Below are 15,830 nucleotides of genomic sequence, written 5' to 3'. Positions count from 1 at the left end.
CCTCGATGCTCGACGGCCGGCGGCATGCCGATCCGTGCAACTTCATCCCAGTGCATGCCTGCGTGCGGCGCCGCGCCTCGCGCTCGCGCTCAGCGCCTCCCGATCGTCGGATGCGGCCTGCATCGCGCGGGCAAGATCGCGGATCGTCGGGAAGCGCGTCAGCGTGTCCAGCCTGACGATGTGCCCGAGCCTCTCGGCGATCCTGTTCCGGAACAGCGCGATATCGGCCGGCTTGCCGACGTTAAGCAAGGTGTCCGTCACGCCCGCTGACGGCAGCGCCACGATTCCCTTCCAGATCGACAGCAGCGACGCTTCCAGTTCGGTTTCGGGGTACACCTCCGCGCCGGGCCGCAGCCCCGCCGCGGTCACGCCGCCGAGCGAGCGGCTCGCGGCCTCCGCGGGCTCGCGGCGCGCCGGGCGTCTCGGCGCCGCCTCGATCCAGTAGCGGGTCGGCTCCCACGCATAGGGCGGCAGCGACACCAGCGACGGGACGAAGCCGGCAACGGACGCACGATAGCGCAGCGCGCCGCCGGCGCCGAACCAGTTGGCCAGTGCGTCGTGTAACGGATGCCGGCCGCCGCCCCATGCCGCTTCGGCCGGCAGTGCACCGGTGCCGGCCGAAGCCGGCGCAAGCTCGCCGCCGCAGTCGAAGCTCACGTACCTTGCACCGGCATCGTCCGCTTCGTCCGTCACGTGGAATTCGGCATCGGGGCGAACCGGTGACGACGCACCGCCCAGCAGCGCACGCACGGCCGCATGCAACGGCAGCGCGCCGGCGGCCACCGCGGCCGCGAAACGCCCGCTGCCGGTACCTTGCAGCACGGACGGCATGACGCCGCCCGCCTTCAGCACATGAACGATGCCGAGCTGGACCGCCAGCGCGGCAACGCCGGATTCCGCCGCCTCGGGGGCGATGCCGTCCGCGACGCGCCACGCGATGCCGAGCGTTTCGAGGATCTCATCGCAGCGGCGCAGCACCGAGACGAACAGCGGATCGGCGCGGCAGGCGTCGCGGACCATGACGAGCCAGCCGTGCGACGGCACGCCGAAGCGGAAGACCGCGCGCACGTGCCCCGCCCGCGAGCAGGCCGGCGGCCCGGCCGTCGTCGCGAAGCTTTCGAGTTCCGCCGCGAGCGCGCCGAGCGAGTTCGCGACGAACGCGCGGCGATATGGCAGCGGCTCGCGCCGCGCGATCGACGTATAGGCGAGATCATCGAGATCCGGACACGTGCCGCCGCACTGTGCCTTGAGCCATTGCGCGACCACGCGAGCCTGCCGTTTCAGCGCATCCGGCGTGCGCGCCGACAGCGCGAAGAGCCGCGGCAGGCTGGAGCCGATCTCGACGCGGGCTCGAGGGATGCGGCGCGGCGCGTCCTGCAGGATCAGATGTGCATTGGCGCCGCCGAATCCAAAGCTGCTCACACCGGCAGTCCGCCGATGCTCACGGCACGGCCACGGACGATGCGCGTGCACGACCTCGATCGCCGATCCGGCGAAATCGAACGCGCGATTCTGCGGGCTGGCGTGGAGCGTGCCGGGAATCTCGCCGTGATGCAGGGCCAGGGCGACCTTGACGAGACCGGCGATGCCGGCCGCGGCCTCGAGATGGCCGATGTTCGATTTCACGGCACCGATCAGGAGCGGCGCGCCGGCATCGCGACCGGCCCCGAACGCACGACCGAGGGCCGTCATCTCGACATGGTCGCCGAGACTCGTGCCGGTGCCGTGCGCCTCGACGTAGTCGATGCCGGCCGGCGTCACGCCCGCCTGGACCGCGGCCGCGCGCAGCATGCTTTCCTGCGCGCCCGGGTTCGGCGCGGTCAGGCTGTTGGATCGACCGTTTTGCCTCACGGCGCTGCCCGCGATGACCGCGTAGATTCGGTCGTTGTCGGCCAACGCGCGCTCGAGCCGCTTGACGACCACCACCGCGCAGCCCTCGCCGCGCACGTAGCCGTCGGCCAGCGCCGAGAACGGCTTGCAGCGACGATCGGGAGACAGGATGCCGGCGAGGCTCAATGCGTCGGTCACTTCCGGGCTCAACATCAGGTTGACGCCGCCGACCAGCGCGAAACCGCACTCGCCGGCGCGCAGGCTCGCGATCGCCAGATGCGCGGCCGTCAGCGACGACGAACAGGCCGTGTCGATCGCGAGGCTCGGACCGACGAGATCGAGGTAGAACGACAAGCGATTCGCCGCGACTGACAACGCGTTGGCCGAGCTCGAATAGCTGTCGACCGGACAGGCTCCAGAGAAAATACCCTGGCTGTAGTCGCTGTGCGAAATGCCGACGAACACACCGCCGTCCGTCTGCCGGATATCGCCGGCACGCATCCCCGCGTCCTCCAGCGCTTCCCAGGCCACCTGCAACAGCAGGCGCTGCTGCGGATCCATGTGCTGGGCCTCCTTCGGGGAAATCCGGAAGAAGGCGGCGTCGAACTGGTCGATGTCGTCGAGATAGCCGGCCTGCTCGCTTGCCGTCGCGTACGCGTTTGCTGCGCCGGCCAGCCGCGGACGGTTCGAGGGGCGGCCGGAGATACAGTCGCGCCCCGCGCACAAGGCTTCCCAGAACGCGTCCTTGTCTCGCGCACCGGGCATCCTGCACGCGATCCCGACGATCGCAAAGCTCTCCCGGAGCGCCGCCGCTTCACGCGGCACCGGCCTGGCGGACGACTCGCATCGCTCGGTCGGAACGGACAACGCGTCGTTGCACAGATGGGCGGCCAGCGCCGAAATGGTCGGAAATTCGAAGAAATCGGCCGGATCGAAGGGCCGCTGCAGCAAGGTCGACAGCGCGTCGGCGATGCGGACGACCGCCACCGAATCAATACCGAAATCGAAGATCGGCCGGTCCAGTTCGATCGCATCGACGGGACAGCCCGCCCGCGTCGCCACGGCCTCCGACAGCCAGCGTTCGAGCGTGGGAGTGTTCACGTCCGGCGCCCCTGCACCGCGTGAGCGCCTGCTTTGAACGCGTACAGCGTTGGCAAGGCGCCCTCCGCGTACGCCTGACGGCAGGCCTGCCGCCTGAGCTTGCCGTTGAAGGTCTTCGGCACGCCGCCCGGCGCGACAAGCGCGATGCCGTGAAGCGCCACGCGAAACCGCCTGAATACGAACTCCCGCGCAAGCGCGGCCAGTCCCGCTGCCTCGTCTGTCGATCCGGCATTGACCTCCTGGACGAGCGCGACCCGCTCGTATCCGTCCTCTTCCACCACGAACGCAATGCCTCCGCCGAGACGGAAACGCCGGTCGAGCGACTGGACGTGATCCTCGACGTCCTGCGGATGAATCTTGCGACCATTGATCACCATCACGTCCTTCAGACGCCCGGTAATCAACAGTTCGTCGCCATGCATCCGCCCGAGGTCGCCCGTACGCAGCCAGGTTCCCGCAGCCGCCCGGGCCCCGTCCGGATCGTCGTCCGTCCGCGCGAGACGCGCCGCGAACGTGTGGTTCGTCAACTCGGGCGAATGCCAGTAGCCGGCGGCGACAGACGCGCTGCGCACCCAGACTTCGCCTTCTGCACCCGGCGGCACCGGCGAGCAATCGACGGGATCGACGATCGTGATCGTGGTGGACGGCGCACATGGCCCGCAAGTCACGCGTTCGCGCTGCTGACCCTGCGTGCCGTCGTGATGGTGCGGTGCACGGTCGCCGACGATGCTCGGCTCGCGATCAAACCGGCAGGCCGCGACCAGCAGCGCCGATTCGGCGAGGCCGTAGCACGGCATGAAGGCACTCGACGCGAATCCGCTGTCGGCGAAGCGGTCGCGAAAGCGCGTCAGCGTCTCGCTGCGCACCGGCTCCGAACCGTTGAACGCGACCTTCCACGTCGAGAGGTCGAGACGCGTTTTGGCGACCGTCGAGACGCCGCGAACGCAAAGGTCGTAAGCGAAGTTGGGGCCACCGCTTACGGTCACGCGGTAGCGATCGATCATCCGAAGCCAGCGGATCGGCCGCTGCAGGAAGTGCGCGGGCGACATGAAGATGGTTTCTGCGCCGCCGAAGAACGGCGTAAGCATCGTGCCGATCAGCCCCATGTCGTGATAGAGCGGCAGCCAGCTTGCGCACCGCAGACGATGGTGGAAGCCGCCGAACGCCTCGTGGATCGACGCCATGTTCGAAAGCAGATTGCCATGGGTCAGCATCACGCCTTTCGGCTTTGACGTCGATCCCGACGTGTACTGCAGCAGCGCCAGCGAATCGCCGTCGATCGCCTCCGGCGTCCAGCCGGTCGCGAGGAGCGCATCGGTCGCCAGCCAGCGAATGCCGCCCAGCACGGGCGAACTCGCGATCGTCGGTGCCAGCTGGTCCAGGTATGCACCCGTCGTCAATGCGATCTCCGCCCCGCAATCGGCCGCGACGCGTTCGAAATGCGCCAATTCATCGGTCGTCACTTTCCGCGACGGCGGATAAATCGGGACGGCTACCGTACCCGCACAGACCGCGCCGAAGAACGCCTTGATGAATTCGAGTCCCGACGGATAAACCAGCAGGACCCGCGCGCCCGCGGCCACGTCATCGCGCAGTGCACCGCCGATCCGGTTCGCCGCGCTCAGCAACTGGGCCGACGTGAGCCGCTCCTCGGCGTCCTCGCCATCCGCGAGAAAGATGTAGGCCGGCGAATCAGGTTGATCTTCCGATGCCCGTTTCTCGAGCAGTTCTCGCAAGTTCATTACGGCACACAAATAGGTATGCGAATTAATATCCTGGCTCCGGGGACGACGAACGCAAACCCGCGATCATGCATCGACCGTGTGTTCGTTGACCGCCACCGTTTTCAGGGCGCAAGCCGTCCCGGCATCGAATGGCCGATGCCGCGAACGCGTTTGCGGCAAATCGCCGACATCCGCGGTTGTGACGGCCCCGATCCAAACGGAACGGGAAACCGGCAGGCACACGGTGTCGCGATTCGGCCGCAGTCAGCATGACGATATCTACCGCAAACGCATGCTGCCGTATTGGCACAATACGAATTTGCTACAGGAAGAACCAGTACACACCGAAATCAGACTATATCCGTCTGATTAAATTTGATGATTTCCCACGCTGCGGCACACCTCAATTCAATTCACGGCGCGCAATTTGGGAAGCAAGAGACTCGGCTGACAATTCAAACCCATCCCCTGTCGCCGACAGATTCAGATTTGAACGGATTGATCTCTCATGTTTCGGATATTTCTTCCTACTAATTTGAAATGAGTCTATTTCGCCATTCAATTTTACGTCAAGTAGGTGAAAACCCGAAACATATTGTGGTGCATTTATATGCAAACAACTTTCCGTAAAATTACAATTTGTCGACATCCAAATAATGGGACTTATATCACCCGCCACCTCTCGACCTATTGATATGGAAGATAATTTATTCATTTTCCTTTTGAAGAGTTTACTCGTCGTAAACTTCCGGAAAAATTTGGTAACGGATGATTAGCCTGTCAGGAATGCCAGGAATAGGACGTCAACCATCCAATCGGTATTGGGAGCGGCAATGAACCGGCATGCCGCCTGGCTGCTTCCGCTTTGGCGAATCGCTTTCATCCGAATCGACGCAAATCGAATGCGGCGTCGAACAAGCGCGGCAAACATGCCTGGAAAATCACCTTGACTTTGCCTTCTGGTACGCATAGTTTTCGTATCCGTAAACAAACCGAACGCTCATGTCGCGTGAAATGCCACGGGCATCCGAATTTTCGCGCGCGCAGATGATGATTTAACCGTGTCGCCCGGCTGATAATCTCTCACCTCAGCAATTTCAAATTGGAATTAAGAACGGGGCGTCATACCCGGGATACCGGCTGTTCACAGCCGACCCTTTTTCAATTCTCGGCGAGGAATATCTTGAACCTGCAATACAACTTCTCGGGTGGCCCCGGTGCGCTTCCCTTACCGGTACTGATGCAGGCGCAGGACGCCATCCGGGAGATTCCGGGCGTCGGGCTCTCGGTGCTGGGAATTACGCACCGCTCCCCATGGTTTCGAGACGTGGTCGACGAATGCGAGGCGAATATCCGCCACCTGCTCAAGGTTCCGGACGACTATCACGTGCTCTTCCTGCAAGGCGGCAGCACTTTGCAGTTTGCGATGCTGGCGATGAACTTCTCCGAAATCGGTAGTCGACCGCCCGCCTACGTCTCGTCGGGCTACTGGAGCCGCAAGAGCGTACTCGATTCTGGCATCGCGTCGCGCATGTCGGTTGCCTGGGACGGCGAGCCCGGCGGCTTCCGGCGTATCCCGCAGGCGCACGAACTGGAGATTGCGCCAGGCGCCGCCTACCTGCATTACGTGTCGAACGAGACCGTGGAGGGGCTGCAGATCTTCGACCACCTGAGCCGCGGCGATACGCCGATTTTCTGCGACATGTCGTCGGATTTCATGTCTCGGCCGGTCGACGTCGCACGTTACGCGATGATTTACGCCCATGCGCAAAAGAATCTCGGACCGGCCGGCATCACGATCGTCATCCTGCGCAACGACCTCGTCGAGCGGGCCCAGGCCGGACTCGCGAGCATTCTCGACTATCGCACGCACATCGACGCGCGCTCGATCTACAACACGCCTCCGGTATTTTCGATCTATATCGTGCTGCTCGTCACGCGCTGGATTCGCGAGAGCTTCGGCGATCTGACACAGCTCGATGCATACAACCGGCAAAAGGCGAACCTGCTGTACCAGGTACTCGACGCGAGCCCCGGGTTCTACGTCGCTCACGCCGAACCCGACTCCCGTTCGCGGATGAACGTCACGTTCAACTGCAGCACGCAGCAAACAACCGCGCAGTTCCTGCAGGAGGCGCGCACATCCGGCTTTCACGGACTCGACGGCCACCGCTCGATCGGCGGGGTACGCGCATCGCTGTACAACGCCGTCACGGAACAGGAAACCAGCGCCCTCGCGCGGTTCATGACGTCGTTTCGAGACCGCCACGCCTGAACGCCACCGCATCCCAATATCCGCAGAGAGGTGAACGCATGATCGAGATCAGCGATTTCGTGATGCAGCTTGTCGCGAGCAAAACCAGGAGGCTCGTGGACACGAACTGGTGGAACGTCCCCCTCGACGAACTCGGCCTGACGTCGATCGACCTGGCCGAAATTCTCTTCGACATCGAGGAGCATTTCAACGTCGAGATTCGGCTCGATCATTTGCGGCACGATATCCACGGCATGCTGACGCTGCGACAGATCACGGAATCGCTCGCGTCGCTGCTGCCGCCCAAGCTGAACTCGACGCTCACGGCACGATGAAGACCGAGCTTGCGCCGCAAGGCATCGCGTGGCCCGCATTGCGCGAGCGAATGCAGGAGATGAAGGCGCACGACTGGGACGTCCATGCGGGCCGCCTGCCGCTCCACGCCTATTACGCCGGTGCGGAAACCATGCGGGTAGCCGAAGAGGCGTTCATGATGTTCGTGCATCAGAACCAGCTCGCTCCCGGTACGTTTCCGAACCTCGCATGTATGGAGGCAGAGGTCGTCTCGATGGTCTGCGCGTTGTTTCACGGCGGCGACGGCGCGACGGGATCGGCGACCTCGGGCGGCAGCGAAAGCATCATGCTCGCGCTGAAAGCGGCACGCGACCGCGCCGTCGCCGTTCGCGGCGAGATCTCGAGCGGGCGGCGCAACATCGTGATTCCGGCGTCCGCGCATCCCGTCTTCGACAAGGGTGCTCGCCTGCTCGGCCTCGACGTCGTCCGGGTCGGGCTCGACGCCGCATTTCGATGCCGTGTCGACGCGATGGCGGATGCTATCGACGAGAACACGATTCTGCTCGCCGGATCCGTGCCGTCTTTGCCGTTCGGCAGCGTCGATCCGATCGAAGATATCGCGCAACTCGCGTCGGCGCGCGGACTCTGGTGCCATGTCGACGCCTGCATCGGCGGCATGGTCGCACCATTCGCGAGCGAGCTTGGTCATACCGTGCCGCCTTTCGATTTCCACATCCCAGGCGTCACGTCGATATCAACCGATCTCCACAAGTTCGGCTACGCGTTGAAAGGCATTTCGCTGATTCTCTATACCGACGCGGACCATGCGCAGTACCAGGCGTTCGCGTTCCAGAACTGGCCCAAAGGACGATACGAAACGCCGACCCTGCTCGGCTCGCGATCCGGCGGACCGCTGGCATCGGCATGGGCGGTCATGCAGTATCTCGGGCGCGCCGGATACGCCGGCCTGACGCGGCGCCTGATGCGGTTGCGCGGCGACTACCTCGAACGCATCGCCGACATACCTGAACTGACCGTGCTTGGCACGCCGCCGTTGTCGGTGCTCGCGGTAGCGTCGCCGAGTCTTGATATGTTCGGGCTGGCCTCCGAAATGACGGCGCGCGGGTGGTTCATGAGCCTCGTGGCCGAACCGCTAGCGTTCCAGCAAACACTGACGCTGGCCCACGAGCGAACCTTAGACGAATACTGCCATGATCTGCGTGAAATCATTAAGAAAGGTACCCAGGCACCGGACTCAGCCGTAGTACCGACAAGGCGATGGGAAATCACGACTTATTGAGGCGTAGGTCCCTTGCGCTGGCGTCTCTACGGGGGTCTTCAAGATTCCGGCGAAAACGTACGAATTGCGCTCTGGCCAATGTACAGCTGTCGAGGCGGTCGCCAGATTCGGTTCCACTGCTATTTTTCCAGTGGCGCTCTGCGCGAAGCAGAACTTGCCAAGTATCTGAGCCGACAACGCTATCGCAGCAACTAGTTGTGAAGCTTCAATAGGTTGTATCGATGGTTCATCCGGACTGAGTCTGGGAGACTGGAAGTCGCCAAACACCCAACCTTCCAGGAACCCAGCCGGATGAACACCCATAAGAATGCCCGACTCACTTTCGCGCGTCGACTTGAGATGGTTCAGGAGATCACCGAATTCGGTTCAAGCGTGCCGCAGGCCGCGGCCGATCATGGCGTGACAGCGCCAACCGTGCGCAAATGGCTGGGTCGCTATCTGGCCGGTGGTGCAGCAGCGCTGGCTGACGCCTCGTCGCGTCCGGCGTGCTCCCCACGTTCAATCGCTCCGGCAACTGCCTTGCTGATCGTGGAATTACGCCAGCAGCGCTTGCTACAGCGCCAGATCGCCCGACAGGCAGGCGTGTCTGTCTCGACCGTCAGCCGCGTGCTGGCGCGTGCCGGACTATCCCGGCTGAGCGACCTGCAACCACGTGAACCCGTTCAACGCTACGAACACGAGGCGCCAGGCGACTTGCTGCACATCGACATCAAGAAGCTCGGTCGAATCGCGCGTCCTAGCCATCGTGTCACCGATAATCGGCGCGATACGGTGGACGGCGTGGGTTGGGAGTACCTGTTCGTCGCCGTGGATGACCATGCCCGGATTGCCTTCACGGCGATGCATCCCGACGAGACGAAACGCAGTGCCGTGCAGTTCCTGCGCGACGCCGTTGCGTGGTACGCCGGGCTCGGCGTGCAGGTGCGCCGGTTACTGACCGACAACGGTTCGGCGTTCCGTTCGCACGAGTTTGCTCGGGCCTGTCAGGAACTGGGTATCCGACACAAATTTACGCGGGCGTATCGTCCGCAGACCAACGGTAAAGCTGAACGCTTCATCCAGTCGGCTTTACGTGAGTGGGCCTATGCATGGGCGTACCAAAACTCGGCTCATCGCATTGAAGCCTTGGCGAGTTGGCAGCATCACTACAACTGGCATCGGGCTCATAGCGCCATCGGCGGCATTGCGCCGATGGCGAGACTTCCCGCGTCGAGAAACAACCTCTTGACGCTTCACAACTAGTCCGCACCCGTAACAACGGAGTCAGCTGGAACAGCTAATCCTGATGGCGTTCAGGGTCGACGCAGTCATCTCCGACGACGGTCATAGCTCTTCCCACAAAAGGTTGGACATTAATCGATGGTTTCATATAGAGGGTCGACGCGAAGGCACGGGAGGTTTGCACCAGTCATCGTGACGAAGCTCATGGTTCCCGAACCAGTAGCACACGGGATGTGACTACCAGTCCCGTCCTTGTCGCACGACGCTTGATTATCATCGTTTCGAAACACGTTGCCAGCATAGGTCCAATCCGTATCGTCCGGATTGCTTGGAGACATTGTGCATTGATAGTCGAACATGATGAACTATTTGATCCGGATACTCGACGCTATACTGGGTCGGAGTCCGTCAGCACGATCCGCCCATGCGCCGTCACCATGCTCTTACCCTGTCATCGCTGCCAAACTCGCCGATGGAGCGCTCGAATCTGATCTGGGCCCAATCGGGCTTACCCGCAGCCGCCCCCTTTTCGAAGACAAACCTCGCGGATACACTCAATGTCAACGAGGAATGGTTAGTCGTTCCTATTTCGTTGGGTATTCGCTCCCTCCTGCCAAATACTAAGCATGACACATTGTCCTTGGGCATCGACGGGCGCTTTTGCTACGCTCGTTTCGACGCCTGACCGGCGTCAAAAAAAGCATTGAAAATTTAAACGCTTAAATTTTACTGGAGCCGACGGGTTCGGCCTCCATGTTCAGGAGGATGACGATGGACAGACGATCGATGTTGCGCTGGAGCCTCTCGGCCGCGGCGCTTGCCGGCCTCGATTTCGCCGGCGCGGTGCCGGCGCTTGCCGCGCTGCGCGGGTCGGCACCCGGCTCGTTCGCCATGGGCGCAGACGTGTCGACGCTGCCGCAGCTGGAGGCGCACGGCGCGAGCTTCTTCGACCGCAACCAGGCCGGCGACTGCCTCGCGATCCTGCGCGCGCACGGTGTCGATTCGATCCGGATCAAGGTCTGGAACGATCCCGGCAATCCGGCCTTCTACCCTTCCAACCAGAGCGAGCCGGCCGGCTACAACGACGCCGCGCATGTGTGCGCGCTCGCGCGGCGAGCGGCGGCCCTCGGGTTGCGCGTGCTGGTCGACTTCCACTACAGCGACTGGTGGGCCGATCCGGGCAAGCAGTATCCGCCGCACGCGTGGGCGGGCAAGAACCTGGCCGACACCTGCGCGCTGCTGGCCGCGTACACGACCGACGTCCTGACGCAGCTCGCGCGGGCCGGCGTGCGTCCCGAATGGGTGCAGATCGGCAACGAAATCACGGGCGGCATGCTGTGGCCACTCGGCAAGTACGACCAGTGGGACAACCTCGCGCAACTGCTGAAGACCGCGCATGACGCCGTCAAGGCATTCGATCCCCGGATCAAGGTGATGCTGCACATCGACAGCGGTGGCGACAACGCGAAGAGCCGCTGGTGGTTCGACAGCGCGACGCAGCGCGGTGTCGCCTTCGACGTGATCGGCCTGTCGTACTACCCGCAATGGCAGGGCTCGCTCGACGACCTGCGCAACAACGCGAACGATCTCGCCGTGCGCTACGGCAAGGAACTGATCGTCGTCGAGACGGCCTATCCGTGGACCACCAGCGACGGCGACAGCGAACCGAACACGATGACGAACACGGGCTCGACGACGTTCCCGCCGTCGCCCGCCGGGCAGGCGCAGTTCCTCGCGGCGGTGACCGACATCGTGAAGGGCATTCCGGGCGGACGCGGCAAAGGCGTGTTCTGGTGGGAGCCGGAATGGATTCCGACGCCCGGCGTGGGGTGGAAGATCGGTGCAGGCGATCAGTGGGACAACAACACGCTGTTCGATTTCCACGGCAACGCGCTCCCGTCGCTGGATGCGTTCCGGCGACGCTGACGACATGCCGGCCGCTGCGTGACATTCGTGCGCGGCGGCCGGCCAGAAGTGCGTCGCTTTGCATCAGCCCGGCATATCGCAGCGTCCGCCCGCAACGCCGGTACCCGGGTCGCGCGCCGCGCGCAGCAGCGCCCATGCCGCGAGCGCCAGCGCCCCGCAGCACAGAAACGTCGCGCGGTAGCCGAACAGGTCGAGCAGCGCGCCGGACAGGATCCCCGACACGATCGACCCGACGCGTGCGGTGCTGAAGAACATCGCGGTCGCGGTGCCCGGCCGCGTCGGCATCATGTCACACGCGCGCGTCATGCCGAGGCACGACGTAATCGCGACGACACACGCGCTCAACAACTGAAGCGGCAGGACCGCGCCGACATGCGGCACCGCCGCGAGCCCCGCGAAATAGATCGCGTGCACGGCCGCGCAGCCGGTCAGCCAGCGGGCCTTGTCGAGCCGGGTCGAGCGGATCCCGAGCCACAGCATCATCGGGATCTCCAGCAGTGCGGCCATGCCGAGCGCAGCCGACACGTCCGCCGGCGAGCCGCCCAGCCCGCGCACGACGTACAGCGGCAGCACGATCATCGTCGCGTTCGCCGCGAGGCCGATCAGCGTCAGTGCGGCCAGCGTGCGCATGACGACCGAACGCGGCGCGGTGGGTTGCGAAGAAGCCGCCGCCGGCGCGCCGACGGCGCACAACGCCGATACCACAGGGACGGGCCGCGCGGCCGGCTCCGGAATCCGCATCACGATCGCCATGCACGCCGCGAAGCCGAGCGCGGCGGCCACGAACAGACCGGAGAAGCCCGCTTGCGCGAGGATCAGCGCGCCGAGCGCCGGCCCGAACACCCACGCGACGGACAGCATCGTGCGCAGCGCGGCCGCCGCGAATTCGCGCTCGGCGTCGTTCGCTGCCGGCAGCACCGCGCGGGCGAACGAGAAGATGTGCGACAGCGACACGGCGCCCGCGCCGAGCAGCAGCGTGCCGGTGACGATGACGGGCGCCGGCGCGCGCAGCCGGCACAGCAGCGCGAAGCCGAGTGCGGCGGCCGCGAGCGACGCGACGAGCAGCGGACGATGCTTCGCATGGCGATCCGACCAGCGGCCCGCCCACGTGCTCGCGACCACGCCGCTCGCTGCGATCAAGGTCATGAACACCCCGGCCATCCAGGGCGACATGCCGGCCGCCTCGACGCCGAACAGCGACAGAAACGGGGCGGTAAACGACATCGCGACGCCCAGCATCAACGCGGCGGCGGACAGCGCGACGAAATGCGGAATCCGGACCAGGCCGGCAAACCGGGATCGCATGACGTCAGTCCGGCACGATCCACGCCGCGACGTCGACCGCGCCGATCACGGGCCCGCCCAGTACGAACGTCGCGTCTGCCGGCGCGGGTGCCGGAACAGGCGTTTCGCCGTAATTGAGCGCGAACGTCAGGCGGCCGCGCCGGCGCAGTCGCACGCCGTCCGGCAACGCCCGCACCGGCAACCCGGCCTCGCGTGCGCTGCGGGCGATCACCGCCCGCAGCACGGCCGGATCGAAACAGGCCGGCGCATACGTCACGCGGCCGTGCGCGACGAGTGCCGGCACGCCGTCGTCGAATGAGGCGAGCACGTCGACCTCGCCGGTGTCCTCGACGTGGTCGCGCCACCTGACGGCATGCCCCTCCACACCGTCGACAGTCACGCCCGGCGCCAGCGACGGCCGCAGCGATTCGACCTGTTCGATCCGGGCCGGCAACACGTCGCGAAGCCTGCCGGGCGCGAGCCCCGGCACGATCGCGAACTCGGCGGTCCGTGAGCCGCTGCGCGGGCCGAACAGCCAGTGCGCACCACCGCGCGCCGCCTGCTCGACCAGGCCATCCGGCACGACCGGCAATGTCGGCGCAACGACCAGCGCGTAGCCGTCCAGGTCCGCGTTCGCCGCGACGAGGTCGACGTCGAGCCCGAGTTCGCGCAGCGCGCGATACCAGTCGAACACATGCTGCTGATAGTCGAAGTCCGCGCCGTGTGGCTGGATCCGGATCATCCAGTCGGCTTCGTAGTCGAACAGCAGCGCCACGCGCGCGGGCACGGGGCGAGCGTTCGTCAGCGCAGGATCGAGCGTCGCGAGCTCGGCGGCGACCCGTGCGACTTCGCGCCCGCCAGCGGACAACCGGTCGTCCGGCGTATTCAGCCCCGAGTGCAGTTGCTCCTGCGCATGCGGATATTGCCGCCAGCGGAAATACGACACGAGTTCCGCTCCGTGCGCGAACGCCTCCCAGGTCCACAGCCGCACCGCCCCCGCGTGCGGCACCGGATTGTGCGGCCCCCAGTTCACGGGGCCGGCCTGCTGCTCCATCACCCACATCCGCCCGCGGCCGATGCCGCGATACAGGTCGTGCGAGAACGCCGACACGTCCGGATGCCCGGTGCGCGCCCAGCGATGCTTGTCGCGTTCGTCGAGCGGCAGCACCTCGGTGCGCGGCACCGGATAGCTGTCCCACGCGGCGACGTCGAGACCGGAGCGGGCGAATGCGTAGTGATCGAATTCCGTGAAGAAACCCATGAAGTTGTGCAGCACGTCGCGGCCCGGCGAATGCGCGCGAATCCGCTCGACCTGCAGCGCATGGAACCGCGCGACCTCGTCCGACTGGAAGCGCATGAAATCCAGCCGATGGGCCGGATTGGCGTCGGTCGGCGTGTGCCGCGGCAGTTCGATCTCGCTGAAGCTGCGGTACTCCATGCTCCAGAACACGTTGCCCCATGCGCGGTTCAGCGCCGCGATCTCGCCGTAGCGCGCGGCCAGCCAGCGCCGGAAGCCCGCGAGCGCGGCCAGCGTATAGCTCGGCAGCGTGTTGTGGCAGCCGAGCTCGTTGTCGGTCTGCCACGCGATCACGGCCGGATGCGTGCCGTAGCGATGCGCCATCGCGTCGACGATCCGCACGCAGTGCTCGCGATAGACCGGGCTCGACACGTCGTAGTGGCGCCGCGAGCCGAATTGCCAGACCGCGCCGTCCGCGCCGACCGGCAGGATGTCGGGATGGCGGTCGACGAGCCACTTCGGCGGCGACGCGGTCGGCGTGCCGAGCACGATCCGCAGGCCGTGCCGCGCGAGCGTGTCGATCGCCTCGTCGAGCCACGCCCAGCAGTAGCGTTCCGGCTCCGGTTCCATGCGGCTCCATGCGAATTCCGCGATCCGCACGCAACGCAGGCCGAGTTCGGCCATGCGGCGCGCATCGCTCGCCCATTGTTCGCGCGGCCAGTGTTCGGGGTAATAGCAGACGCCGAGGCGCATCGCGGTGTCCTTGCCGGCAGGAGAAAAGGTCATCGGGTCATCCTTTGGTCGCGCCGAACGTCAGGCCGGCGACGAAGTGTTTCTGCATCGCGAAGAACATCGCGACCGACGGCAGCGCGGCCAGCACCGAGCCGGCCGACACAAGAGTCCAGGCGGTCGTCCACTGCCCTTTCAGCGCGGCGACGCCGACCGTGATCGGCGCGGCATCGTCGCCCTGCGTCAGGCACAGTGCCCAGAAGTAGTCGTTCCAGACGAACGTGAACACGAGGATCGCGAGTGCCGCGAGCGCGGGCCGCACGAGCGGCAGCACGACGCGCAGGTAGATCGTCCATTCGCTCGCGCCTTCCACGCGCGCGGCCTCGATCAGCTCGAACGGCAGCTCGCGGATGAAGTTGCGCAGGAACAGCGTGCAGAAGCCGGTCTGGAACGCGGTATGGAACAGCACGAGCGCCCATACCGTGTTGTACAGCCCGATGCCGAGCATGATCTGCCGCACCGGGATCATCAGGATCTGGATCGGCACGAAGTTGCCCGCGACGAACAGCCCGAGCAGCACCGCGTTGCCGCGGAACCGGTAGTTCGCGAGCGCGTGCCCGGCGAGCGACGCGAGCAGGATCGACGCGACGACCGACGGCACCGTGATCAGGATGCTGTTCACGAAGTAATGAAGCATCGGCGTCTGCATCAGCGCGGTGCCGTAGTTGTCGACGAGCGCGAAGTGCTGCGGCCAGCTCCAGTAGTGGCCGGCCGCGAGCTCGTCGCTCGATCGGATCGACGTGACGAGCACGGCCATCAACGGCGCGAGCCACAGCGCGAGCGCACATGGCAGGGAGACGCCATACAGCCAGCGCGACGGCCGGCTCCAGCGGGAAACGGGCATGGGATACATGAGCGTTGGGCTCCGGT

General features: G+C 65.1%; 10 protein-coding genes. 5 read left to right on the top strand and 5 right to left on the bottom strand.

The features are described from left to right. Nucleotides 1-42 precede the first annotated feature (42 nt). Together DIE17_RS26825 and DIE17_RS26820 are read right to left on the bottom strand one after the other, a co-directional pair. Nucleotides 43-2,931 (bottom strand): beta-ketoacyl synthase N-terminal-like domain-containing protein, encoded by a 2,889-nt coding sequence (locus tag DIE17_RS26825; RefSeq protein WP_185633850.1) that lies wholly within the window; start codon nt 2,929-2,931, stop codon nt 43-45. Next, nucleotides 2,928-4,673, bottom strand: coding sequence for a fatty acyl-AMP ligase (locus tag DIE17_RS26820; RefSeq protein ID WP_124488360.1), 1,746 nt, complete (start codon nt 4,671-4,673; stop codon nt 2,928-2,930). Before DIE17_RS26820 ends, DIE17_RS26825 begins: the two co-directional genes overlap by 4 nt. Nucleotides 4,674-5,838: 1,165 nt before the next feature. On the opposite strand from DIE17_RS26820, the gene serC reads away from it, so the two are divergent. From serC to DIE17_RS26795, 5 genes are all read left to right on the top strand, one after another. Then, complete coding sequence (serC, locus tag DIE17_RS26815; RefSeq protein WP_124488359.1) at nt 5,839-6,930, top strand: 3-phosphoserine/phosphohydroxythreonine transaminase; 1,092 nt, start codon at nt 5,839-5,841, stop codon at nt 6,928-6,930. 38 nt (nt 6,931-6,968) lie between these two features. Continuing rightward, nucleotides 6,969-7,244, top strand: a complete 276-nt coding sequence (locus DIE17_RS26810) for an acyl carrier protein (RefSeq protein ID WP_124488358.1) — start codon at nt 6,969-6,971, stop codon at nt 7,242-7,244. Then, nucleotides 7,241-8,503 (top strand): aspartate aminotransferase family protein, encoded by a 1,263-nt coding sequence (locus DIE17_RS26805; protein WP_124488357.1) that lies wholly within the window; start codon nt 7,241-7,243, stop codon nt 8,501-8,503. Before DIE17_RS26810 ends, DIE17_RS26805 begins: the two co-directional genes overlap by 4 nt. Before the next feature lie 291 nt (nt 8,504-8,794). After that, nucleotides 8,795-9,745, top strand: coding sequence for an IS481 family transposase (locus tag DIE17_RS26800; RefSeq protein ID WP_124488356.1), 951 nt, complete (start codon nt 8,795-8,797; stop codon nt 9,743-9,745). Nucleotides 9,746-10,495: 750 nt separating this feature from the next. After that, entirely contained in the window at nt 10,496-11,650 is a 1,155-nt protein-coding gene (locus tag DIE17_RS26795) for an arabinogalactan endo-beta-1,4-galactanase (RefSeq protein WP_124488355.1), read from the top strand. A 63-nt stretch (nt 11,651-11,713) separates the two neighbouring features. On the opposite strand, the gene DIE17_RS26790 is transcribed toward DIE17_RS26795, so the two are convergent. The 3 genes from DIE17_RS26790 to DIE17_RS26780 are packed head-to-tail and all read right to left on the bottom strand — an operon-like array spanning nt 11,714 to nt 15,813. Then, nucleotides 11,714-12,955: a sugar efflux transporter gene (locus tag DIE17_RS26790; protein WP_124488354.1), complete on the bottom strand. Its 1,242-nt coding sequence runs from the start codon at nt 12,953-12,955 to the stop codon at nt 11,714-11,716. A 4-nt stretch (nt 12,956-12,959) separates the two neighbouring features. Further along, nucleotides 12,960-14,924, bottom strand: coding sequence for a beta-galactosidase (locus DIE17_RS26785; protein WP_124488430.1), 1,965 nt, complete (start codon nt 14,922-14,924; stop codon nt 12,960-12,962). Nucleotides 14,925-14,961: 37 nt separating this feature from the next. Then, entirely contained in the window at nt 14,962-15,813 is an 852-nt protein-coding gene (locus DIE17_RS26780) for a carbohydrate ABC transporter permease (protein ID WP_124488353.1), read from the bottom strand. Between the last annotated feature and the right edge of the window lie 17 nt (nt 15,814-15,830).

The organism is Burkholderia sp. Bp9099, from assembly GCF_003857805.1.
GTDB lineage: Bacteria > Pseudomonadota > Gammaproteobacteria > Burkholderiales > Burkholderiaceae > Burkholderia.
Note: the sequence above shows the minus strand (reverse complement) of the source record. Positions and strands in the feature narration are given on the sequence as shown.